The organism is Actinoplanes lutulentus (assembly GCF_003259845.1).
In the GTDB taxonomy this organism is placed as follows: domain Bacteria; phylum Actinomycetota; class Actinomycetes; order Mycobacteriales; family Micromonosporaceae; genus Actinoplanes; species Actinoplanes lutulentus.
Window position 1 is genome coordinate 68,244 of the sequence record NZ_QLMJ01000024.1, and the last position, 22,365, is coordinate 90,608.

Annotated in this window: 21 protein-coding genes; 11 read left to right on the top strand and 10 right to left on the bottom strand. The window is 63.7% G+C overall.

Annotation, left to right across the window (positions count from 1 at the left end; translation table 11 throughout):
* Positions 1–27 precede the first annotated feature (27 nt).
* Positions 28–1,005 (top strand): L-glyceraldehyde 3-phosphate reductase, encoded by a 978-nt coding sequence (gene mgrA / locus B0I29_RS38510; protein ID WP_111654216.1) that lies wholly within the window; start codon positions 28–30, stop codon positions 1,003–1,005.
* Here mgrA and B0I29_RS38515 read toward each other — a convergent pair.
* Complete coding sequence (locus tag B0I29_RS38515; protein ID WP_111654109.1) at positions 991–1,908, bottom strand: sulfotransferase; 918 nt, start codon at positions 1,906–1,908, stop codon at positions 991–993. The two genes, mgrA and B0I29_RS38515, sit on opposite strands and share 15 nt — an antisense overlap.
* A gap of 668 nt (positions 1,909–2,576) precedes the next feature.
* On the opposite strand from B0I29_RS38515, the gene B0I29_RS38520 reads away from it, so the two are divergent.
* Complete coding sequence (locus B0I29_RS38520) at positions 2,577–3,446, top strand: NAD(P)-dependent oxidoreductase (RefSeq protein WP_111654110.1); 870 nt, start codon at positions 2,577–2,579, stop codon at positions 3,444–3,446.
* On the opposite strand, the gene B0I29_RS38525 is transcribed toward B0I29_RS38520, so the two are convergent.
* On the bottom strand, positions 3,443–3,802 hold the full coding sequence (locus B0I29_RS38525; protein WP_111654111.1) for an ArsR/SmtB family transcription factor: 360 nt from the start codon (positions 3,800–3,802) through the stop codon (positions 3,443–3,445). The genes B0I29_RS38520 and B0I29_RS38525 overlap by 4 nt on opposite strands.
* Before the next feature lie 220 nt (positions 3,803–4,022).
* On the opposite strand from B0I29_RS38525, the gene B0I29_RS38530 reads away from it, so the two are divergent.
* Positions 4,023–4,394, top strand: coding sequence for a hypothetical protein (locus B0I29_RS38530; protein ID WP_111654112.1), 372 nt, complete (start codon positions 4,023–4,025; stop codon positions 4,392–4,394).
* A gap of 24 nt (positions 4,395–4,418) precedes the next feature.
* Here the strand turns inward: B0I29_RS38530 and B0I29_RS38535 are convergent, their stop codons facing one another.
* The 4 genes from B0I29_RS38535 to B0I29_RS38550 all read right to left on the bottom strand — a co-directional run bounded on the left by B0I29_RS38535 (position 4,419) and on the right by B0I29_RS38550 (position 8,514).
* Positions 4,419–4,973, bottom strand: coding sequence for a GNAT family N-acetyltransferase (locus B0I29_RS38535; RefSeq protein WP_311733586.1), 555 nt, complete (start codon positions 4,971–4,973; stop codon positions 4,419–4,421).
* Between the two features lie 81 nt (positions 4,974–5,054).
* Positions 5,055–5,654, bottom strand: a complete 600-nt coding sequence (locus B0I29_RS38540) for a biotin transporter BioY (RefSeq protein WP_111654218.1) — start codon at positions 5,652–5,654, stop codon at positions 5,055–5,057.
* Positions 5,655–5,803: 149 nt separating this feature from the next.
* Positions 5,804–7,765 (bottom strand): M4 family metallopeptidase, encoded by a 1,962-nt coding sequence (locus B0I29_RS38545; protein WP_111654113.1) that lies wholly within the window; start codon positions 7,763–7,765, stop codon positions 5,804–5,806.
* Between the two features lie 107 nt (positions 7,766–7,872).
* Entirely contained in the window at positions 7,873–8,514 is a 642-nt protein-coding gene (locus B0I29_RS38550; protein WP_181558200.1) for a DNA mismatch repair protein MutL, read from the bottom strand.
* Between the two features lie 28 nt (positions 8,515–8,542).
* On the opposite strand from B0I29_RS38550, the gene B0I29_RS38555 reads away from it, so the two are divergent.
* The 8 genes from B0I29_RS38555 to B0I29_RS46450 all read left to right on the top strand — a co-directional run bounded on the left by B0I29_RS38555 (position 8,543) and on the right by B0I29_RS46450 (position 16,052).
* Complete coding sequence (locus B0I29_RS38555; protein ID WP_111654219.1) at positions 8,543–9,229, top strand: response regulator transcription factor; 687 nt, start codon at positions 8,543–8,545, stop codon at positions 9,227–9,229.
* Positions 9,226–10,545 carry a sensor histidine kinase gene (locus B0I29_RS38560; protein ID WP_111654115.1) on the top strand — a complete coding sequence of 440 codons (1,320 nt, stop codon included), beginning with the start codon at positions 9,226–9,228 and terminating at the stop codon, positions 10,543–10,545. The genes B0I29_RS38555 and B0I29_RS38560 overlap by 4 nt, the downstream gene beginning before the upstream one ends.
* 90 nt (positions 10,546–10,635) lie before the next feature.
* Entirely contained in the window at positions 10,636–11,481 is an 846-nt protein-coding gene (locus tag B0I29_RS38565; protein ID WP_111654116.1) for a lytic polysaccharide monooxygenase, read from the top strand.
* On the top strand, positions 11,478–12,098 hold the full coding sequence (locus tag B0I29_RS38570) for a DUF305 domain-containing protein (RefSeq protein WP_111654117.1): 621 nt from the start codon (positions 11,478–11,480) through the stop codon (positions 12,096–12,098). The genes B0I29_RS38565 and B0I29_RS38570 overlap by 4 nt, the downstream gene beginning before the upstream one ends.
* A 118-nt stretch (positions 12,099–12,216) precedes the next feature.
* The gene (locus B0I29_RS38575) at positions 12,217–13,389 is read left to right on the top strand and encodes an outer membrane protein assembly factor BamB family protein (RefSeq protein WP_111654118.1); all 1,173 of its coding nucleotides are present in this window, start codon (positions 12,217–12,219) and stop codon (positions 13,387–13,389) included.
* Positions 13,390–13,624: 235 nt separating this feature from the next.
* Complete coding sequence (locus B0I29_RS38580; protein ID WP_111654119.1) at positions 13,625–13,861, top strand: hypothetical protein; 237 nt, start codon at positions 13,625–13,627, stop codon at positions 13,859–13,861.
* A 137-nt stretch (positions 13,862–13,998) separates the two neighbouring features.
* Entirely contained in the window at positions 13,999–15,276 is a 1,278-nt protein-coding gene (locus B0I29_RS38585; protein ID WP_111654120.1) for a DNA cytosine methyltransferase, read from the top strand.
* A 395-nt stretch (positions 15,277–15,671) separates the two neighbouring features.
* The gene (locus B0I29_RS46450) at positions 15,672–16,052 is read left to right on the top strand and encodes a very short patch repair endonuclease (protein ID WP_220091550.1); all 381 of its coding nucleotides are present in this window, start codon (positions 15,672–15,674) and stop codon (positions 16,050–16,052) included.
* Positions 16,053–16,153: 101 nt separating this feature from the next.
* On the opposite strand, the gene B0I29_RS38595 is transcribed toward B0I29_RS46450, so the two are convergent.
* Genes B0I29_RS38595 through B0I29_RS38610 form a run of 4 tightly spaced genes read right to left on the bottom strand, consistent with a single transcriptional unit; the run spans position 16,154 to position 22,116 of the window.
* Positions 16,154–16,765, bottom strand: coding sequence for a hypothetical protein (locus B0I29_RS38595; protein WP_111654122.1), 612 nt, complete (start codon positions 16,763–16,765; stop codon positions 16,154–16,156).
* Positions 16,766–16,774: 9 nt separating this feature from the next.
* Entirely contained in the window at positions 16,775–19,618 is a 2,844-nt protein-coding gene (locus B0I29_RS38600) for a Z1 domain-containing protein (RefSeq protein WP_111654123.1), read from the bottom strand.
* 8 nt (positions 19,619–19,626) lie between these two features.
* Complete coding sequence (locus B0I29_RS38605) at positions 19,627–20,595, bottom strand: PD-(D/E)XK motif protein (protein WP_111654124.1); 969 nt, start codon at positions 20,593–20,595, stop codon at positions 19,627–19,629.
* Between the two features lie 15 nt (positions 20,596–20,610).
* Complete coding sequence (locus B0I29_RS38610) at positions 20,611–22,116, bottom strand: ATP-binding protein (RefSeq protein WP_111654125.1); 1,506 nt, start codon at positions 22,114–22,116, stop codon at positions 20,611–20,613.
* Positions 22,117–22,365 lie beyond the last annotated feature (249 nt).

Consider the following 22,365-nt stretch of genomic DNA (forward strand, 5'->3'; position numbering starts at 1 on the left):
ACTCGTCGGGTGAGCCGTTACGACACCATGGAATACCGCCGCTCCGGGCGAAGCGGCCTGAAACTGCCGGCCGTCTCGCTGGGCCTCTGGCACAACTTCGGCGATGACCGCCCGCTGGACACTCAACGGGCCATCCTGCGCCGGGCCTTCGACCTCGGGATCACCCACTTCGACCTGGCCAACAACTACGGCCCGCCGTACGGTTCGGCCGAGGCGAACTTCGGTCGCGTCCTGACCGCGGACTTCGCCGCACACCGCGACGAGCTGATCATCTCCACGAAAGCCGGTTACGACATGTGGCCCGGCCCGTACGGCGAGTGGGGTTCCCGCAAATATCTCACCGCGTCCCTGGATCAGTCGCTGAAGCGAATGAACCTGGACTATGTGGACATCTTTTACTCGCACTGCTTCGACCCGGAGACCCCGCTCGAAGAGACGATGGGCGCCCTGGACGCGGCCGTCCGGGCCGGCAAGGCGCTGTACGTGGGCATCTCGTCGTACTCCGGCGCCAAGACCGCCGAGGCCGCGGCGATCCTGCGTGACCTGGGCACACCGCTGCTGATCCACCAGCCGTCGTACTCGATGCTGAACCGCTGGATCGAGCAGGACCTGCTCGACACCCTGGAACGCGATGGCGCCGGCTGCATCGCGTTCTCCCCGCTGGCACAGGGCCTGCTCACCGACCGTTACCTGGACGGCTCGAACCAGCCGGCCCGCGGATCGTTCCACGCCGACTGGCTGACCGAGGAGAACCTCGGCAAGGTCCGCGCGCTCAACACGATCGCCCAGCGGCGCGGCCAGACCCTCGCGCAGATGGCGATCTCCTGGGTGCTGCGCGACCCGCGGATGACGTCGACGGTCCTCGGCGCGAGCAGCGTCGCGCAGCTGGAGGCGAACGTGGCCGCCCTCGACTTCGCCTCGTTCTCCGACGACGACCTGGCCGAGATCGACGAGCACGCCACCGAGTCCGGCATCAACCTGTGGGCCAGGTCAAGCGGCTACTGACACGCTGTATCCGTACCGGTGCAGCATGGGCAGGGCCAGCGCGGTCACCGCGAGCCGGGGACCGATCGGCTGGTCCGCCCGCCACCGGTCGTCAGCTTTCAGGACGACCTCACCGGTACGGAAGCGGCTCGGGTTACCGGAGACGGTGTGGTTCGGCTCAAGCCGCACGGTCGACTCGTCAAGGAACGGTCCGGTGGTGCTCTGGGTGTCAGTGAAGTCCAGCAGACTCTCGATTCCGTTCTTCGGCGCGGCCGCGAAGTCCTCGTACCGCAGCCGGCGGTGCCGGTTCGGATAAGCCCGGGACAGCCGCTCGGCGAACGCGTTCCAGACCAGCCAGTGCATCGTGCTGTCGGCGGGCCGATGCTGCTGCATCAACTGCGGCTTGGGCCGATCCAGCTGCGGCGTGGCCCGCATCCAGGAATGCGTCACCGCCCGCGGATCACGAACCATGTGCAGAAGGTACGGCTCAACACCCCGCATCCTCGGCAGCAGCGCCGCCCCGGACGGCACCTTCGACGAGTCGACGAGAAGTTCCGCCCCGGTGACCTCGGCGATCGCGTGATAGAGCCGGGTCAGCAACCGCCGGTACTCCTCGGCCTCGTCCGACAGCGGTCCGCTGAGCAACGAGGGCGTGTGCCGTACCCGGGTGATCCGCTTCTGCATCTCATCAACGGTCCTCGGATCGGGCTGCCGGTTCCCGTAGGCGACGTCGAGAATCTCCCGCCACAGCGCACAAGCGGCGAGCCGCGCCCCACACCCACACTTGCGCTTCTGCAGAAGGCCGCGCCGCCACAGGTAGAACAGCTCACCGGTGGAAAAGACCGACGGGTACGAGTTGAGGATGTTGTCGACAATCGTCGTCCCGCTGCGGCCCCAGCCCACGATGTACAGCACCTTCACCATGCCGCGGATCCTCAGCCCCGACCCTGGCCCCACCCTGAGCCCACCCTGTCCGCAACATTTGAAACCCTCCCGCAAAACTCGCCCGCCCGCACTCGCCAGGCAGGCAGGCAGATCTTGTGAGTTTGTGCCGCCGGGCCGACCGCAAACTCACAAGATCGGGGAGAGCGGGTGGGTGGAGCACCGTCGGCTGCGGCGGCTCGCCGATCTTGTGAGTTTTCGCCGCCAGGTCAGCCACAAACTCACAAGGTCAGCCCCGGCCCTGACCTGCGCGCGCCCGGCCGGGATCATGGGGGCGTAGCGGACCCGTAATCGACACAGGCGGGTGGTTCGCGGGGTGCGTGTCGATTTTGGGGGCGTAGCGAACCCGAAGTCGACACGCTCGCTCTGGCCTGCGCGATCTTGGGCCGCTGTTCCTGCTGGGCTGTGGTTCGGGGACCACGATCGCCCGCTCAGCCCGCTCAGCCCGCTCAGCCCGTTGTCCCGGGCTTGCCTCGGCGGGATCTTGGCGGGTTCTGGTTGCCATGTGGGCGGAACTCACCTAGATCGCGGTGGGAGACGCTGCCGCGGCCCTCTCTCCTGGTGAGGGCTGGTGCGCTGTCACTGGCGGGCGTTTGGGCGTACCCAAGGAGTTGGGTTGCTGGGTCTCCGTGTCGGAGAGGATGGGGGGTATGAGTGGACTCACTGTTGGTGTTCTTGGCACCGGGATCATGGGGGCCGCCATGGCCCGCAACCTGGTCAAAGCTGGACATGTAGTACGCGTCTGGAACCGCAGCCCCGACAAGGCGGCGCCGCTCGAAAAGGATGGCGCGCATCTTGCCGCCAGCCCGGCTGACGCGGTCAGTGAGGCGGACGTCGTGCTGACCATGCTCTATGACGGCGACGCGGTGGCTGAGGTGATGCGGCAGGCGGCGCCGGGATTGCAGGCCGGGGCTTCGTGGGTGCAGTCGACCACGGCGAGCCTGGAGTCGGTCGCCGAGATGGCGCGGTTCGCCGAGGAGCAAGGGGTGGTGTTCTTCGACGCGCCGGTGCTCGGTACCCGGCAGCCTGCTGAGGCGGGGCAGCTCACCATCCTTGCGGCCGGGCCCGTCGAGCACCGGACCGCGGTGGAGCCGGTTTTCCAGGCGGTCGGCGCGCGTACCGTCTGGACCGGGGAAGACGGTTCGGCCGGATCATCAACGCGGCTCAAGCTGGTCGCCAACAGTTGGGTGCTGGCGGCTACGCACGGCATCGGTGAGGCGCTGGCTCTCGCGAAAGGGCTCGGCGTCGACCCGGAGGACTTCTTCGGTCTGATCAGCGGCGGTCCGCTGGACATGGGCTACCTGCGCGCCAAAGGCGACGCGATTCTTCAGGGCAGGCTTTCGCCTGCGAGCTTCGCGGTGGTCACCGCCGAGAAGGACGCGCGGCTCATCGTCGATGCGGGTCGCAATCATGGGGTACGCCTAAACGTGGCCGAAGCCGGCGCGGAACGGTTCCGCCGAGCGGCCGAACTGGGGCACGGCGACGAGGACATGGCCGCGTCGTACTACGCCAGTTTCTAGCCGTTCCCGTGAGCGCGTAACTCCACGCTCCCGTGAGCGCGTAACTCCACCAGGAGTCCGTCGCGATCGGTGAGGACCGCGCCGAGGATGCGCCGGCCTGCCGCCAGCAGGTCGGCGACGTCCGGGGTGCTCAGGGCGTACATCACCAGGGCGCCGTCGCGGAATGACGTCACGATGCCGGCGCGGCGCAGGACCGCGAGTTGCTGCGAGAGGTTCGAGGCTTCCACGTCGATCTCGGCGAGCAGGTCGCGGACCGGTTTCGCGCCGTCCTGCAGGAGTTCGAGCACCCGGATCCGCACCGGATGACCGAGGGTGCGGAACATCTCGGCCTTCGCCTGGTACAGCGGCACTGACACGTTGCGTCCCTCCGCATAGACCCCGAGTGGACACAACGCGGCAGGCGCGGACCGGTTACGGCGCTTTCGCAGTTTCGGAGTTGAAGAAATCTGCAACTCGCTGGTTCGACTCTATGGACATTTTCACGGGCCCGACTGTCCGAAGCGGACATTGTGTGCGATCGAATACGTCCTGCGTCCCTCAGTGTCGATCAGACCAAAGGACGTGGGAGGACTTGAGATGCCGGACATGGACGTAGCCCTCAAGGACGCGATGCAGGTCGACGGCGCCATCGGGGCCGCACTCGTCGACCGCGGCAGCGGGATGGCGCTGGGCATCGCCGGAGGGGGCAAGGACTTCGACCTCAGTGTGGCCGCGGCCGCGAACACCGAGGTGATCCGCGCGAAGCTGCGCACGATGGAGATGCTCGGCCTGCGCGAGAACGTCGAGGACATCCTGGTGACCCTGGACTCGCAGTACCACCTGCTCAGGCCGTTGACCGGCCGATCCGGTCAGGGCCTGTTCCTGTACCTCGCGCTGAACAAGGACCGCGCCAACCTGGCGCTGGCACGGCACCAGCTCAAGCGGATCGAGGAGAACCTCGATATCTGACGCTGATCGCGGCGGATGGTGGTCTCAGTGCTGATGCCGCCACTCCGCCGCCAGCATCGCGAACTGAAGCTCGCTGCTCCACTCGCCCTTGAAGAACTCGTTCTCCACGAGCAGCGCTTCCTGGCGCATGCCGAGCCGGCGGGCGACGTTCGCCGAGGCGGTGTTCCGTTCGTCGATGCGGGCCACGATGCGACGCAGGCCGACCTCCTCGAAACCGAGGCGGAGCATCGCACGGGCGGCTTCGGTGGCGTACCCATGACCGCCGAAGTCCGGGTTGAAGACGTATCCGACCTCGCCGCCGAGATGTTCCCGGCTGCGGTAGAAGAGCGTCACATCGCCGACCAGCTGGCCGGTCTCGCGCAGCTCGACGCCGAGCCCCAGGGCCTGGCCCTCGTCGGTCAGCTCGGTGTTGGTGAAGACGGTGTTGAGGCGGTCCAGGGCCCGCTCGCGGTCCCATGGTTCCGTCGGGATGTAGGGGTGAATCTCCGGCCGCGACCGGTAAGCGAGCAGGCCATCGGCATCGGCGACCGTCAGTGGGCGAAGCAGCAGACGCTCGGTCCGGATCGGGTAGGTCGGCACGAAGTCGATCGTGCCATTCGAACATAGGTTCGAGTTATCCACAGCCTGTGTGCACAGCCTGTGGGTTTCGCCGCGGAAGGGTCAGAACCGCCGGTCGGGTGCGGCGCTGGCGCGCCTCCCGACCAGATTCCAGACGCCCGGGAGCAAGGCTGCGGCCAGGAGCGTCTTCAGCACGTCGCCGATAAGGTACGGAATAAGCCCGGCACTGACCGCGGCGGCGAGGCCCATGCCCGTCGCAAAGGCGAGCCAGGGCACCCCGATCAGATAGATCAGTGCGCTGCCGGCGGCCATCAAGCCGATGGTGTGCATCGGCCGGCGGTCCGCTCCGAGGGCTGCCAGCTGCCCGGCGAGGGCGGCGGCGAGGATGAAACCGATCAGGTAACCGCCGGTCGCGGCGGGCCAGCCCGCGGTGCCGCCGGCGAACCAGGGAACACCGGCCGCGCCGGCGATCGCGTAGATCAGCATGCTCACCGCGCCGCGGGAGGCGCCGAGCGCGGCACCGGCGAGCACGACGGCGAACGTCTGGCCGGTGATCGGGACGGGCGAGCCGGGCACCGGGATGGAGATCTGCGCGGCCAGGCCCACGGCACTCGCCGCACCGAGGACGAGAACCATGTCGCGGACGACGGAGCGGCCCCAGACATCAGCCAGAACACCTGTTGGCCGACCAGGTACCACCATGCCGTACGTCACCGCGTGTCCTTCCACTTGCCCAGATCTTGATCGCACTGTAAGCCCGTGCCGTTCAGAACGGCAGGGGCCCGGGTGCGAATGTGATGTTGTGGTGATCCTGTGGGGCCGCCGGGCCGGAACCCGGCGGCCCGTCCAGGTCAGACGGTCAGCGTCCAGGTGTTGATGTACCCGGTGTCCGTCGAGTACACGTCCTGGGCCTTGAGTCGCCAGGTGCCGTTCGCCGCCTCGCTGGAGACGTTCACGGTGTACGTGGTGTTCACGTTGTCCGCGCTGTCCGAGCTTGAGGTGGCCTTCAGGTTGTAGGTCGTCCCGTCCGGCGCGACCAGGTCGACCCGCAGGTCACCCCGGTACGTGTGAACGATGTTGACCGCAACGGTCGAGGTCGACGAGGCGTTGCGGGCACAGCTGAGCGTGATGTTGCTGTAGACCGCGGCGCCGGCGTCCGGAATGGACACGTCGGTCGCGTTGGTGCCGGTGCAGGAGGCCGGCGGCGTGCTCGTCGAGGTGGTCGGGCTCGGCGAAACGGTCGTCGAGGGGCTCGGCGAGGTCGTCGTCGTGGTGCACGTCGGGTCGGCGGTCTGCGCCGGAACGCTCACCGCGTCCCAGGCGGCCTTCGTCTTGTTGAAGAGGCCACACGTGGTGTCCAGAGCCTTCGCCGCGGTCAGCGTCCAGGTGCGGTACTTCAGGTACGACGAGCTGGACGTCTTCATCAGCATCGCGTTGTACATGATCTTGGTAGCGGTCTGGATGCCGACGCCGGTGAGCGCGCCGGTGCCGCTGCACCGGGTGCTGGCGGGCTGGCCGTTGGTCGGGTTGGTGCCCTCGGCGAGCAGGTAGAACCAGTGGTTGCCGGGGCCGGCCGCGGCGTGCACTTCCTGCGTCGGGGTGCTGCTGGAGTAGCAGTTGTCGTCACCGGCGAGCGACGGGTTGTACATGTACCGGATCGGGCCGCTGCCGACCAGGTTGACCTCTTCGCCGACCTGGTAGTCCGGCGGGTCGTTGGGGTTGTTCGCGAACGCCTCGGTGGCCGCACCGAAGACGTCGCCGACGAACTCCTGGGTGCCGTTGCCGGAGATGCCGCCCGGGGTGTTGTCGTCGATGCCGTGACCGACCTCGTGGCCCACCACGTCAGGGGAGGCGATCCACTGACCGGCGGAGTTCTTGCCGATCTGAATCTGGGTGCCGTCGTAGTACGCGTTCGTGTCGTTCAGGCCGACCCGGATCGGCCAGGCGCCGCCACTGCTGGTGAAGCCGGTGCGGCCCAGCCAGCTGGACAGCATGCCCTTTTCCTTCTGCGCCGAGTAGAAAGCGTCGACGCAGCCGGTCTCCTTGGCGGTGCCGGTGCCGTTGCCCCAGACGTTGTCGGTGCCGCTGAAGACCGTGTTGGTCGACGAGTCCTGGCAGCTCAGGGTGGTGATCGACGGGTCACGCAGGCTGTAGGTGGAGCCGGACAGCGTGGTGTCCAGGCTGACCGAGCCGGTGATCCAGCCGGTTCCGGTGCCGGCCACGTCCATCACGTGCTCGTACGTGCGAAGCACCGAGCCGGTGGCCGCGTCAACGTCGACGGTGAGCCGGCTGACGCCCTCGTCGCCCGTACCGTTGATGGTGGATTCCCAGGCCAGGGTGGGGTCACCGGTCGTGGTGACGACGACGAGCTTGGTGCTCTCGACGTTCTTCACCGTCTTCAGTTCACTCTTGGCGATCTTGAGGGAATCCGCGGCCGTCAGCTTCGGCGTGATCGCGAGTTCGCCGATCGGGCTGCTCTGCGCCACCGAGGTGTATTTGGTGTTACCGGCGTGGTCGGTGACGACGACGAAGTCGCCGCCGATCACGTTCAGTCCCTTGTAGGTGCGCTCATAGGGCACGTACTGGAGTTTGTCGGTGGAGATCACCGGACGTTGGACGTAGGCCTCGCCATCGCTTGCCTGCAGGGTGGCAGGCTGGGCGGCAACCAGGTCGGCGGCGGAATCGGCTGCTGTCTCGGCCGCTGCGGACGGGCTCACCGGCTGGGCGGTCGCCGGGCTGGTGACCCACACCATCGCCGAGGCGGCCGCGGTCGCGGCGGTCACGGCGATGACGACAGGGGTACGGGATTTCACGCTGCGTGCTCCTTACCGCCCGTGGGGTGTCCGGGCAGGCGTGGGATTAGTTGACGCAGACGCTAAGCATCGATGAACTTCACCGAATCAGGGAAAACCCTCGTCGTTCATTCGCCGACTTCACTGACCTCAACAAACGGGGCGCCGTTGAACCACTGCGCGTGAATGATGAAGCTGTGGCCGGTCTCGTTGAAGTAGACCGCGAGGTTGACGTCGGAACCGTTCTTCTCGACCGTGTAACCGTCGGCCGGCGTCGCCGTGACCAGGTAAACCGTGCCGTCGCTGATCATCTTGATGACCGCGCGACCGCCGTCGGTGGTGAACGTCTTCACGTACGTCTTCACGCCGTCGTCGCTGGTGGTAACCGTCCAGCCGTCCTCGGTCGTGGTCGTCGGCCGGGTCGTGGTGGCAGCCGCCGTGGGTTTCGCCGTCGCGGGAGCAGTCGGGTCCGCGGTGGCCGGTTTGGACGTTGGCTTACGAGATGTCCGGCTCGGCTGGGCGGTAGCCGTCTCCGACTCGTCATCGGCCGGAACCGACGGTTCGGTTGCTGTCGGTGACGGTGCTTCGGTCTTTGTGGTAACCGCCACTTCGGCCGCCGGCACCCGTCCCAGATCCGGTAGCGCTCCCACGTCGGTCTTCGCCGCGTTCAGGACCGGAGATAGTGCGAAGGAGGAAAGCACGATGCTGGTCGCGGTGGCAAGACACCACCCGGCTATCGGCACCCACCTCGTAGATCGCACGAACGGCATCCTCTCACCTGGCCCTATGGTTTACGCCATGGCGATGATCCTGTTGGTCGAGGACGACCGCATCATCACGGCTGCGCTGACCCGTGCGCTGACCGATGCCGGGCATGTGGTGCGCCCGGTCGGTCAGGCTGCCCAGGCATTGCGGATCGTCACTCAGGAGCGTCCTGACCTGGTGATTCTCGACCTCGGACTGCCTGACATCGACGGCACGGACGCGCTGCGGATGATGCGTACGGTCTCTGACGTTCCTGTGATCGTCGCCACCGCGCGGCGGTCCGAGGCGGACATCATCGCACTGCTGTCGGCCGGCGCCGACGACTACGTGACGAAGCCGTTCTCCGGCGGGCACATCCTGGCCCGGATCTCGGCGGTGCTGCGCCGGGCGCGCACGATCGAGCAACAGCAGCCGAACGCGATCACCGTCGGCGAACTGGTGATCAAGCCTCGTCAGCGGCGGGTCGAGCTCCGCGGTGAGCCGTTGCAGCTGACCCGGCGGGAGTTCGACGTTCTCGCGTACCTCGCCGAGCGGGTGGGCCAGGTGATCAGCCGGCGTGAGTTGATGAACCAGGTGTGGCAGCAGGCGCGGATCGGCGAGGAGCAGACCATCGACGTCCACATCTCGTGGCTGCGCCGCAAGCTGGGTGAGACCGCCGCGAAGCCGCGCTTCCTGCACACCGTCCGAGGAGTCGGCGTCATGATGGTCGATCCGCAATGAGATGGGCGCTGAACCGTCTTGCATTGGCGATCACGTCGATGGTCGCCCTGGCGTTTCTGGTCCCGCTCGCGGTCGCGACAAGGCAGATCGCGTACGACCGGGCGATCTCCGACGCGCGGCAGCAGGCCACCTCGATGGTGACCGTGCTCGGCGTCAACAGTGATCTGACCGAGCTGACCAACGCGGTGGCCAGCACCGCGGCGGGCAGCGCCGGGCGACTCGCGATCCACCTGCCCGAGCTGGACCCGATCGGCGTCACGCACCTCACCGACGCGACGGTCAGCCGGGCCGCATCCGAACGCCGGTCGGCCACCGCCGAGGCTCCGGGCGGGATCGCGTACCTGCAGCCCACGGTGCTCACCGACGGTCGTACCGTCGTGGTCGAGGTTTTTGTCCCTGAGGAGGAGACCCGGCGTGGGGTCTCGTCGGCGTGGCTCGCCCTCGGTGGACTCGCGATCGTCCTGGTGGGCGGCTCGGTGCTGCTCGCCGACCGGCTCGGCAGCCAGCTGGTCAAGTCCACCCGCCAGCTCGCGGCGGCCACCCGCCGGCTGGGCGGCGGTGAGCTGAACGAACGGATCACCCCGACCGGGCCGCGCGAGCTGCGCGACGCAGCCCGGGACTTCAACGCGATGGCCGACGACCTGCGCCGGCTTCTGGATCGCGAGCGCGAGCTGGCCGCGGACCTTTCACACCGATTGCGTACGCCGTTGACAGGCCTGCGCCTCGATGTCGAAGCGATGCCGCCCGGGCCGATCGCGGAACGGATGCAGCAGGCCTGTGACCTGCTCGACGAGGAACTCGAAGCGATCATCACGGGCGCCCGGCTGGGCAGTGTCGAAGTCCGCGGCACCGAGGAGTGCGACCTGGTCGAGATGCTTGCCGACCGGCTGGCGTTCTGGTCGGTGCTGGCCGAGGACCAGGAACGGCCGTGGGAAGTGGTCGGCGGGCACGAGCCGGTCATGGTCCCGATGTCGCGCAGCGACGTGATCCTGGTGGTCGACGCGATGCTCGGCAACGTCTTCTCGCACACGCCGGACGGTGTCGCGTTCCGCGTCATCGTCTCCAGCAGCGGCCTGCTCGTCGATGATGCCGGCCCCGGAATCCCGGATCCGGAGAACGCGGTGAAACGCGGATTCAGCGGCGCCGGATCGACCGGACTGGGCCTGGACATCGTTCGCCGCGCGGCGGAAACTGTGCGCGGGCAATTGGTCATCGACCGCAGCCCACTGGGCGGCGCCCGCGTCGGACTCCTGCTCCACGCGGCTCCCGAAGAGCCCGAACCCCAGCCTCGGCGGCGTCGTCGCGCGGTTTCGTAAGGATTTTCGGTCGCTTTAAGGATCCGTTATGGCGGCACTCCCTAACGTTCTGGCACGTAACCGCCAGGACGAAATGTTCGGAGAGCTGACATGCGCAGGAAGATCGCCTACCCGCTGGCTACCCTCGGGATGGTCGCTGCTTCGACCGTCGCTGTCGCGTCACCGGCCCTGGCACACGGATACGTCTCCTCGCCCCCGAGCCGCCAGGCGAACTGCGCCGCGGGAACGGTCACGGGCTGTGGCGCGATTCAGTTCGAGCCGCAGAGTGTCGAGGCTCCGAAGGGGTCATCGCAATGCAACGGTGGAAACGCGAACTTCGCGGAGCTCAACGACGAGTCAAAGGCTTGGCCGTCCAAGAGCGTCGGGACCTCGGTGACCTTCAACTGGGTCCTGACCGCCCGGCACCGGACCGCTACCTGGGTGTACTCGGTCGACGGTACCGAGGTCGCCACGTTCAACGACAACAACGCGATCCCCGAGGCGACGGTGTCGCACACGGTGGACCTGAGCAAGTTCTCCGGCAACCACACGGTTCTCGCCGTGTGGAACATCGGGGATACTACGAACGCCTTCTACAGCTGCGTGGACTTGAACATCGGTGGCGGCGGATCCTCGACGACGCCCACCAGTTCGCCGACCACCGCGCCGACCACGGCACCCACCACTGCGCCGACGACCTCCCCGACGACCGCGCCGACCACGGCAGCGCCGACGGCGACCTCGACGGCAACGGCGACGGCCACCGCGACCGCCACTCCGACGAAGACCGCGACGTCCGCTCCGGCGAACGGGACCGCGTGGGCGCCGGGCGTGTCCTACAAGATCAATGACGTGGTGACCTACCAGGGCGTGAAGTACAAGTGCCGCCAGGCCCACTCGTCGATCCGCAGCTGGGAGCCGTCGATCTTCACGCTCGCTCTCTGGCTCCCGCTGTGAAGCGCCGCCTCGTAGCTCTCGCGCTGACCGCGCCGTTCCTGCTCGGCGCGTGTGGCACCGCGGTCTCCACCGAGCCCGTGGCCTCCGGCAAGACCGCCGCGACGGCGCAGACGCAGAACGTCAAGACGGTCGCTGAGATCACCGCCGGGTCGACGTTCAATGACACCGACGTGATGTTCCTGCAGATGCTGGTGGACAACCAGGAGCAGGGCCAGCAGATGGTGGAGATCGCCATCGACCGGGCGCAGCGCCAGGACGTCATCGACATGGCCAAGGCCGTGGAGCTCACCCAGAACGACGAGCTCGGAATGATGAAGAACTGGCTCACCGAATGGGACAAGCCCACCAAGCTCGACGAGCGGCAGAGCCTGCACGCCGACCACGGTGGCCTGCCCAGCACCGGTGACGAGGAGATCGCGTCGCTGAAGACGGTCAAGAAGGCGGACTTCGAGACCGCTTTCCTCAACCTCTTCCTCGCCCACCAGCACAACGCTGTCGAGTTCGCCGCGCTGGAACTGGACAAGGGCAGCAACGAGCAGGCTCGCGCCTATGCGGAGCGGGTCAAGGAATCTCGCGCCGACCAGGTGCAGCAGATGCTGAAGCTGCTGAACAGCTGACACTTTTCTCGATAGACACAGGGCGGCCCGCCAGGGGAACGGCGGGTCGTCCTGTTTCCACATTTGCCGGGCATTTCCGGGCATAGGTCGCGTGCGTTGGAGCTTCTAGGAGGCTTTTGTGCGTACCCATGCCCTTGTCTTGTCCCTGGCCATCGCCGCAGCCGCAGGCGCGGCAGCGAGCCCAGCCACCGCGGCGCCGGCGCCCGGCTGGGAGCACCCCGGCTTCGACGCCGAGGACAGCCACTACAACCCGGCCGAGTCGGTGATCAACGCGGGCAGCGTTGAAAGGCTCGTCAAGAAGTGGTCAATGCCGCTGCGGGATGCCCCGGAGAGCTGCTCCGGCTGGTCACCGCCGCTGGTCTCGGGCGGGCGGGTGATCGTCAACGACAAGCTCGGGATCTCGGCCTATGACGCGGGTTCCGGGGCGGTCAGGTGGCATTTCGACTGGGATCAGCCGGACGACAACACGACGCCGATTCTGGGGGTCGGCGGTGGCTTATTGATCGCCGCCAACGGTGACTGCAACTCACAGAGCGACCCGGACGGGCAGCTTGTGGCCCTGGACCTGGCGGACGGAAAGGTTCGCTGGAAGCTTTCGGTGGATGCACCGGTCCGGTCGGCGGTGGTGGACCGGGGAGTGGTGGTGATCTCCGGCTGGTCACCGTCCGATGAGGAAGTGGTGGCGGGGTTTCGGGCCTCGGACGGGAAGCCGTTGTGGGATAAGCCGGGCTGGTCCACTTCCGGGGTTTCGGCAAACGGCGTGATTCTGATGCGCAAGACCGACGGATCCGGGGCGGCCGACGGCGGGTCGTCGGCTATCGACGTTCGTGATGGTTCGTTGCGGTGGAGCCGGCTGGAGAATTGGGTGGTGGAGGCGGCTTTTGACGGCAGCTTCTACGTGACCGATGAGCGGGGGAGCCTGATCGCCGTTGATGAGACGGATGGGTCGGTGCTCTGGAGGGCGAAGGGGAAGGCGAGCGCGCTGATCGCGGTGGACGGGCAGCGGGTTTACCGGTCTAGTGGTCGGGTGGTCGAGGCCTTAGACGGCCGAAACGGCCGGCGGGTCTGGAAAACCCCGATGGGGGTTGAGGCAGGACAGCCGGTTCGGGCTGGAGGCCTTCTGTACGCCGGAGGCCCTGTCCTTACCGCCTCCAGAGGCGAGACAGCCGGCGCCGCCTTCAACAGCCAGGTGCTAGTCACGGACAGCGCCCTCTACCAGGTCGAAAAGGAAACGCTTGTCGCGTATGAGCCCAAATTTGACCGCTGGCGAGGTGCTGAACTGTGGCGTTAGCTTGCGGCCTTTAACAGGAGCGGCTTGATCGTGTTCCGGCGCAGTCGTCTGGGAACTTTCGACTTTGGCTTAGAAGTTCGCGCGCTGACGTCCTTCCTTGTCGCATAGCCGAACGCCGCTCAGGTCGGTCATGGATTGCTACTGCCTCTCTACCTATCCGGTAGGGAGGCAGTAGTCTTCGGGCTTCGCGGGAGCCCGCGAGCTAGCCAAGGCGCTTACCTGGAGGTGCAGGAACATGGCAGTCATCGGTTCCTTCTTTCCAAACAAAGATAGTAAGGGCGGCGTTCATCGCACCGAGGTTGAATGCGGATGGCAGCTGGTCGATCGACGCGGCGAAACCCTGCTGCAGCTGAGCACCTATGGCTCGGAGCAGCGTCAGTCTGAGAAGAAGGTCAGCCAGACGATCCAACTCGACCGTGCGCGGGCTGAGGAGCTCCTCGAGATCATGCGACGCGCCTTTCCCGGCCTTTGAGGTGATGGCGAGGCGTCGTCGACGGGGCTAGTGGACGTGGTTCCGCAGGTGATCCGTTCGTTGAACGACCCGCTCTAGGTCAAGAATCACGCGTGTCGAACCGTGCTAGATCGCGAATTCCGCGGTACGCTTTTGGTATGGTTGAGCAGTCAAAACTATCGATTGATAGGACGAGCGTCGAGCTCTTCGCGGGGGGTGGCGGCCTCGCGATGGCGGTCGAGCGTGCCGGTTTTCGACCGCTCCTGTTCAACGAGTTCGCGAAGCGCGCTTGCGAGACGCTCGTGGAGAACAAGGCTGATCGATATGAGCTGGACGCCGGGACTCCTCCCATCCCTGAGGTTGGTGATCGCCCTCCGCTGATCGAGGGTGATGTCAGCAAAGTGGATTTCGACTACCTCAAGGATCGTGTCGACGTCCTGGCGGGCGGTCCTCCCTGTCAGCCGTTTAGCCTCGGTGGTGTAGCCAAAGGCGATGGAGATGAACGCAACGGATTCCCGCATATGTTCCGCGCTATTCGCGATATGAGCCCCAAGGCTGTTATCTGCGAAAATGTTCGTGGTCTTTTACGGCCGTCCTTTATGCCATATTTTAGATACATCGAGCGAGAACTCTCTCTTCCGTTCGTTGAGCGGAGGGAGGGGGACTCGTGGACCGACCACAATGAGGTTCTCCAGGAACTCCTGTCCACGGGGAATGTGGATCCGAGCCAGGGCTACGAAGTAAGGCACTATCCGGTCAATGCGGCGGATTATGGTGTTCCGCAGATCAGAAATCGGGTAATAATTGTTGCCTTCAGGAAAAATCTCAATGCGGATTGGGATCTCTTCGAAGAGATGGTGGCTCCCCGATTCAGCGAGGCTAGCCTTTACGAGGCGATGAATAGCGGCGAATATTGGGAGCGGCACCCCGAGGTTTCAGCGGAGATCCGTGAACGGGTGATGGAACGGGTGCCGCATCATGTCGCGAAACCGTTAGGGGGGGGAGAAACGCTGCCGTGGCGCACCCTGCGTGACGCTATTAAGGGAATCAACGGCCTGCCGACGTTGCCGCCGATTGAGCATCTCGATCGCCAAGAGCGGAAGGTCGGCGGATTTGTCGACCACATCGGGTGGCCGGACGCGCGGATCTATCCTGGGCACACACCCAATGAGCTGGATCGCCCCGCTAAGACAGTGAAGGCCGGCGTCCATGGAGTTCCGGGCGGCGAGTCGGTGATGCTCCTCGATGACGGCACTCACCGCTACATGACCGTGCGGGAGACCGCCCGTGTGATGACCTTCCCGGACGAGTGGAAACTAGCTGGGCCACGTGGCGAGAAGATGCGGCAGCTTGGAAACGCGGTCCCTGTGCTATTGGGGCAGGCGTTTGCCGGCGCGGTTGCCGCCGTTCTGGACAAGGCGGAGCTCGTCCGTTGAGTGACGAGCTTGAGATGCCCTCGGGGCGGTGGGCAGACAAGGCGCCACCACTTCGTGCGTGGAAAGGGCCTGCGGGGTTACCCAGGGCGGTGAGGTCCGCAGAGCAGGACAAGGCGTCCGGTGGCCGTATCAGACGGACGGTCGATGTCGGCGATGGGGTGACGGCGTGCGCCTCGATCGAACTGAAAGTCCTGCCTAACACACGGCGAATCAGGGCCTATCTTCGCTGGTCCTTTAAGGGCAAAACCGTCGAAAAATATGTGGGCGAGGTATCTGAGACAACGCGCACCCGAAACCTTGAAGCCGCGTGGCGCCTGGTGTTTGACCAGAGACTTGTGATTGTCTCAGAGAAACCGGCTGGGTCATGGGCTAGCTCGCCATCAGTCCGTAGTGTCATGAAAGCTAATCGAGCGCGTGACACTAAGCCTGAACTAGCGTTGCGATCCGCCGTTCACAAGTTGGGACTGCGCTACCGAGTCGATGTAGCTCCCCTGAAAGGGCTTCGGCGAAGGGCAGACTTGGTATTCACGCACGCGAAGGTGGCAGTCTTCTCTGACGGGTGCTATTGGCATGGTTGCCCAGAGCATCACAGGCCATCGCATAAAAATAGTAATTTTTGGAAAGAAAAAATATCGGGTAACAAAGACCGGGACCGCGATACGGATGCGCAGCTCGCTGATCACGGTTGGTTAGCGGTCCGGGTCTGGGAGCATGAGGAAGTGGAGGCGGCCGCCAACCGAATCGCACGAGTCGTTCGCGACCGTGCCGGACGATAACTCCTGTTCGGAACGAGGCTGCCTCGACCGATTGGCGAGCCGGACAGTTCAAGTTCGCGCCCAGCAACCATATTCGGAGCTGTGCTGTCCGGCATAGAGCACTAGAGCACTACGGTCGGTGCGGTGTTCCAATGTCGCCGCGTGAAGTCCAGGTCGATCCCACAATGCTCAGCGATCGAGCGAAATCGAGCGGCCCGTTTGGGATTAATTGGAATCTCGTCTGACACGTAAACGATGACCATGGGACGCTGGACTGAATCTACAGCTTCATTCAAGGCCGCCCAGGTGAGATCGCGGAAGTTGCGAGCCCGGCCCCAACAGACGTAACGTTCGATCGATCCATTGGTGGCCACACAATGCATGGGTTTCTCGCCGATGCTTCTTGCTTGGACGCTCCACTCAGCGCCAAGGAGGCTCGGGATGAAATCGCTCGGCGGCGTTAGGAACTTCGCTACATATCGGGAATAAGGGCCGAAATTTTCTACCGCGCGTGCGTATTCTTTCAAGGGAACATCTTTGAGCCATACTCGCATGCCCTCGGCCGTCATGTAGTCGGCGAGAGAGCCACCTATTGCGTGGTCTTCCACCCATCGGGTGTAATAGGTGGTTCTGACTCGCAAGGGGATTTCCTCCCAGTCAAGCGCGTCCACCTGTCGGTAGAGCTCACGTAACACCTTATCGCGTACATTTTCAGGAACCAAAATTTCGGGCATTTTAGGACTTCACCACGACTCGGTGTTCGCAGTGGGAAGCCGTTTCACTACAGACTTGTAAATCAAGGGTTTAGTACCCACAGGGAGTGCCCTTTCGGGCAATTCGAGCCGGAGTGCCATGACGACGCCTTCCGGCCACTCACCCTCAATAAGTACCTCATTTCCTCGTTCTTTGTCGATCACCGGGTACAGGATGACGCAAGCTGTCATCGACGTTCGGTCGGCGAGTGAGGCGAGCGCTTCACGATGAAGGCTTTCTGAGTTGCCGCGAACGCTGTCGTTCTCGATCTTGCGACCGTGTAACGAGAATTCACCAAGGCCGCGGATAGTAATACGACGTTTCGACTGCGGAAGAACCACGATCCAATGATCGATATGTTCTTCGCCAAGGCCTTCGATCCAGGCGAGATCCGGCTTAAATGTGTCGTCGTGACGCCATTGAAGTTGCTTAAGTGCCTTGACCATTTCCGCTTGCGTGACCCGCCCGGTCAACGCGTCGAAGCGGCGACCGGTCGCCGTAGTCAGGTTCTCTGGGGTTGACGCGGCCCGGAGTAATGGAGTGACTGCCGTGATGTTGTTCTTGAGCTTCGCTGACTCGGTTAGTGTCGGGTATCCGGAGCTTGGCTCCTTGCTGCGGCTACGCCGCTCCACTAGCCGTGTGTAGCGCATCTTGTTAGCTGCGGTGGGGCGTAGTCCATGGCGGGCGACTAGAGGTTGAATTTCTTCCGGCGTGACCAGTGGTCTTCCGTCGGCCATCACAGCGAACTGACGAAGCTCTTCGCGGAATTGCTCCTCGTCACGGCAAGCCGCTTCGAAGGAATCCCGAATTTTGGGCGTGATGAATAGACGAACGAGGTCTCGATAGCCGGGGCGGAACCCAAACCAACGGCCCATCTGCATCAGCGCCTCGGCATGGCCAACGCTGCGGGCGTAGTACGTGATCGTGAGGCCCTCGACGGTGAATCCTCGAGCGAGCTTGTTGCCGCCGACCAAGATCCGCCATACCGGCCGGCGATCGAAATCGAGCTCTTCCTGGTCGAGCTCCTTGTTGTCGCTGTTGATCACGAGTACGGGATCGCCGTTCGGTGCGATCTCTCGCACCACCTGGCCGATTAGTGGCTCGAGTTCGGCGAACGAGCTCGGCATCGGATATCCCAGGCTAAGTCCGTGGCTGACCGGGACAAAATCCTGATCAAAAAGAGATTGGAGCCGCCGGAGGCCAGCGGATCGATAGTAGTCCGCCGTTCTCCAGAGTTCTCGTACGGCCTCTCGGCGAAGTTTGTGGTTTGCCTTCTTGGCGGCCTCGTGTACAAGCATCGTGTGGTGCTTGTAGTCGTTGATGCCCAGTTGACGCCGGTAGAGCTTGATCGCACCGGCTAGAACGAAGGAGTCGAGCGCGCGTCGGAGCTCCTGTTCATCGTCACCATCGCCGAGTAGCCGAACGTGCGCCTTTTCCTTCGAATTCACGAAGGTTCGCTCTGATTCGGGGACTGACGAGTCGATATCGTGGAAGTCTTCCACTCCCATGTAACCAAATGGGCGCCGTAGAGCGAGGATGTAGTTCGACGGGAAGATGTCGTTCTTGTCGGTGAAGTCAGCGAAGACGTTCGCGAATGGGGTTGCCGTGTACCCGACGTACTGTGCGCGCGGGAGCATCCGGAGGAGGGTAGAAATCCGCTCGTTGATCGCAGTGCGTTCTTTCTCCGCGTCCGCCGGTTGCTTGTCCGGGTCAACTGTGTTGATGGACGCCTGGTCAGACTCGTCGTCAATTATCAGAGCCGGGATGTCGTCAAGACGATCGGCATTGCTCTTCAGGTCCGCGACTAGATTCTTCAGAACCGTGGCATTTTTCTTCACTACGATCAGCCGGGCATCCGTGGAGTAGAGGTTATCTGGATGCCAAAGCGGCTTCGATTTGTCGGCACGCTCGAACTCCAGCGCCGGCAAACCCTGCTGCAGGGATCGGTAATCGAACCGCCGCGTGGTCATCCTTCGAATTTCCGGCTTGCCGACTGCTGTCGGGCGGACCCCGTACCGGTTGAATCTATCGTCGATCCAGTCTTGGTCATCCAGGTAGTCGATGCGCTGGGCAGCGTCGGGGCCGTTCTCGTCGGCACCTCGGAGGATGTTCTCTCGTCCGACGAGTTCCATGTCCAGCCGTCGCTGAGTCTGCTCGCGGAGCAGGTTTGTGGTGCCGGTCATCACAATGATCAGGCGATAGCCGGCATCGATCGACTTTGCGATGACGCCCGCGAAGTTCGCGGTCTTGCCGCTCTGCACATATCCGACAACGAGACCCTTAGTCTGAGCTGGCAAGGTCTGTGACGGATCAGTAAGACGCTCGACCACTCGGCTGGTAGCGGTGTCGAGTGCGGTGATCGCCGAGGCGCCCCAATTCCGTCGGGTACGGAGGTAGCCGATGTAGTGGCCCCAATAAAAGTCCCGCTTCCGCTGTACATCAGCCGTATACCAAGGTTCCCACTCGCCGGCGATCAGTGTCTCGTTCTCTGCGATGGAGAATTGAGTCGAGAACTCGGCGGCCGTTTTTTCGCTGAGCGCGAGAAGTTCCATGATTCGCGCTCGCCGTACTCCGGTGTTCGGTCGCGTATCACGCATCCACAAGCCATCCTCGATCGGGGCGTTATCCCACTTTGCCAGCCGAAGATGTAGCTCTACGCGGAGTTCATCATTGACGTCGCAGTCAGCGACGTATCCCCGCAAGCGATCCTCGGAGACGTCGACACTCGGGTCGAGGTCCTCCGCCTCAAGAGCGGCGCGTCTCACCAGAGCCTTCGGCCCGCTGACCATCGCGCCGAGCGCACTCAGATACGCGCTGACAAATGACTCGTTCATGTTTGTCCCTACGATCCGAGTGCGGCCTGGATGGTTGATGGGGTGAAGTCCGGATCCGCCAGACCGTCCAAGTCGACCCGGTAGCGGACCTGGACCAGCCGGTCGATCGCGATGCCAGCCTGCTGTAATGAGTCGGGCACCAACTTTGGGAACTGTTCGTCAACCTCGAAAGCAGCGCTGCCTCGACGACGCTCCCACCGGGACGAGACCTGTGTAGCGTATGCGGCACGCCAGCCGGCAAGCCCGACCTTCGATTCAAAGTCGGCTCGGGCTGTGCCGGCAAGAGCTGCTCCGACCTCGTCGATGAGTTCTGGCAGGGTTCGCCCGAAACCAGTGCCCGCGCCGGTTAGCTGGTGCGAAATAAGCCATAGTGGCCGGCTTGTTGTCGGCTGCAACTGGGTGAACGAGTCAATCCAGTGAGCTCGTCGCTCGCTGATCGTTGTCTTTACCTCGACGTCCGTGTCGGCTAGGCCGAAGTCGTGCTCCTCGCCTCTTGGCCCTCGCCAGGCCTCCACGGCCGGAAGGCCCCCGAGTACGGGGACTAGACCTAGAAGCGTCAGTAACTCACCAAATAGGCCGATTTCTCGCTCCATGGAGATCGACTCGGGTTCCCGAAGCAGCGAAGTCAGCTCTGCGAGCGTCTCGCGTAAGGCGGCGGCTGGCGGCATCCTATCGATTTGGACTCTGTCGGTCATTGAGCACAACACTGGATAGGCGATCCGAAAGAGTGCGGTCTCGACCACGACCACTTCCAGCCAGAATCGTCCCTCGTGTCTAGCTAGTCGGGTGACGATGTTGTGTAATCCGGTATCCGGAATATGAGCGCCTGCACTGACCTCGATACGCAAACCGAGTTCGGACTTAGAAGGCCGAATGAACACAAATGTCTCAGGAGTTCCGCGGATTGATAGGTCTACGGGAACATGGCTTTTGAGGTATCGGTCAAAGCTTTCGACCGAATGATGGCGACTATCCATGGGCCTTCCCCAAGGTCATCGACGCTCCGCCTGAACGGCAGTGGTAAGGACCGACTGCCACAACTCGATGTTGTCCTTGTCTCGAGCGCCGTGGTATTCACCCTCAAACGAATCTGCCACCAACAGGTATAACAACGCCTTGACGAGTGGGAGATCGTTAAGGCCACCGTGTTTGTCGCCAAGTAACATCTTCCGATATCTCTTGTTTATCCACAAGGTATTCTGCTCGCGGTCCACTCGGAAGAACGAGTCATCGACGAACGTATCCCATCGAATCTCGATTGGATCTTGGCCGATGATCGGGGGGACCTCCTTCCGGATGACGTCTTTGACCGAGGACGGCAGGCCAGACCCAGGGTGGATCATTGAGCGCCGCTTCATTGACCGGCTATTGGACGTCCGAAATACCTGCTCAGCGAGGTCGAAGTACTCGTTGAAGCCGATGCCGTCCGACGAGCGTGCCGCTGCGGCAAGGCGAGCGAACTCCAGGCTTACCAGAACCCGCGATTTCTCCGCGTTCATGTGAAACAACCCGGTGATGTCCCCGTCGATGTCGACTTCGACCCGGGCCAGCTGCAACTTCGGGTGCGACACATGGATTCCCTCCCAACCACCGAACTGCAGAAGGCGATCGCGACGATAGAAGTAGAGACCTTGGTGATCGGTTGCTACTCCACGTAGACGAAAGGAAGGTGTGTTGTTCTTGCCGGGCCATATGTGGCATTTGAACGAGACGGTGACATCGTCGATCGCGGCGGTCAGCGTTTTGGGGAATTCCGGGTCGCCCGAGCGTAGATAACCAAAGGGGTTGAGTGGCGTGACTGGAATCGGTGGCCCAACGTATGAATCGTCTACGTCGTAGACCTCGAAATCGACGGTTAGGCGTCCTTGCTCTAGAAAGCGGTGGAAAACTATCCCGAGGTGTTGGCACGCGCCAGTGATCATGCGGTCGATGAAAGCCTCTACCCGGTGTGACTCCGAGCCGGCCGGAAATGTTACTACATCGTCCCATCTGACGATGGTGCCGGAGTTCTGGAACGAAATTCGCCAATTCTGCTCAAACTCCGCTACTACGAACGGCATAGGCACTACATCGCAGGAGAAGTTGCGGTTCGCGCTCGCATGGACCCGCCATCGGCGGCCAACCGGCTCATGGCCGGCTGAACGAGACAGGACCGTGAGACTTCGTGCCTGGCTGAACGACGCAGCCTTAAGCCCGAGCCCGAAATGTCCCAGATCGGAAGCTGCGTACTCGCGGCGGCCGCCAACTGTCATGGCTGCGTCAATCTTGTCCGGTTCCATGCCAGAGCCGTTATCAGCGACATAGAGCGCACGCGGAAGGCCATCGGCGATAACGAGCCGGATCACGACCTGAGTCGCGCCGGCATCGACTGAATTATCCACGAGGTCCGCGAGTGCGGTCTCGAGCGAGTGGTTTCGCCCGATCGCGTCGAGAGCTCTCGGGTCAGGTGGCAGCTCGATGGTGCCAGCAGTCGGGACATCCGGGGTCCAGTCGCTCACGATGCCTCTCCAACATTCCTCGGTCGCAAACGGTTCACAGCATATGGGTTGAGCTTTCAGGATCAATACTGGCCGCAGCGACCGAATTGCCGGCGAATGTGGTCTGTGCGTCTCCTGCCGGTGAGGCTCAGGCGGTGTCCGATGAATTTTTGGGCGCTGGGCTTTGCGGTCGCGTGGTTCCGGGACCCCGATGACCAGGTTTTCTAGGCGCGGATCGTGCGGATGTGGCCTATGTGGCCATCGAACGCT

Excerpts from the sequence above, each read along its gene's own strand:
- mgrA (WP_111654216.1), top strand. The coding sequence starts at position 28 with ATGGAATACCGCCGCTCCGGGCGAAGCGGCCTGAAACTGCCGGCCGTC.
- B0I29_RS38515 (WP_111654109.1), bottom strand. The coding sequence starts at position 1,908 with ATGGTGAAGGTGCTGTACATCGTGGGCTGGGGCCGCAGCGGGACGACG.
- B0I29_RS38520 (WP_111654110.1), top strand. The coding sequence starts at position 2,577 with ATGAGTGGACTCACTGTTGGTGTTCTTGGCACCGGGATCATGGGGGCC.
- B0I29_RS38530 (WP_111654112.1), top strand. The coding sequence starts at position 4,023 with ATGCCGGACATGGACGTAGCCCTCAAGGACGCGATGCAGGTCGACGGC.
- B0I29_RS38540 (WP_111654218.1), bottom strand. The coding sequence starts at position 5,654 with ATGGTGGTACCTGGTCGGCCAACAGGTGTTCTGGCTGATGTCTGGGGC.
- B0I29_RS38550 (WP_181558200.1), bottom strand. The coding sequence starts at position 8,514 with ATGCCGTTCGTGCGATCTACGAGGTGGGTGCCGATAGCCGGGTGGTGT.
- B0I29_RS38555 (WP_111654219.1), top strand. The coding sequence starts at position 8,543 with ATGGCGATGATCCTGTTGGTCGAGGACGACCGCATCATCACGGCTGCG.
- B0I29_RS38560 (WP_111654115.1), top strand. The coding sequence starts at position 9,226 with ATGAGATGGGCGCTGAACCGTCTTGCATTGGCGATCACGTCGATGGTC.
- B0I29_RS38565 (WP_111654116.1), top strand. The coding sequence starts at position 10,636 with ATGCGCAGGAAGATCGCCTACCCGCTGGCTACCCTCGGGATGGTCGCT.
- B0I29_RS38580 (WP_111654119.1), top strand. The coding sequence starts at position 13,625 with ATGGCAGTCATCGGTTCCTTCTTTCCAAACAAAGATAGTAAGGGCGGC.
- B0I29_RS38585 (WP_111654120.1), top strand. The coding sequence starts at position 13,999 with ATGGTTGAGCAGTCAAAACTATCGATTGATAGGACGAGCGTCGAGCTC.
- B0I29_RS46450 (WP_220091550.1), top strand. The coding sequence starts at position 15,672 with ATGAAAGCTAATCGAGCGCGTGACACTAAGCCTGAACTAGCGTTGCGA.
- B0I29_RS38595 (WP_111654122.1), bottom strand. The coding sequence starts at position 16,765 with ATGCCCGAAATTTTGGTTCCTGAAAATGTACGCGATAAGGTGTTACGT.
- B0I29_RS38600 (WP_111654123.1), bottom strand. The coding sequence starts at position 19,618 with ATGAACGAGTCATTTGTCAGCGCGTATCTGAGTGCGCTCGGCGCGATG.
- B0I29_RS38605 (WP_111654124.1), bottom strand. The coding sequence starts at position 20,595 with ATGGATAGTCGCCATCATTCGGTCGAAAGCTTTGACCGATACCTCAAA.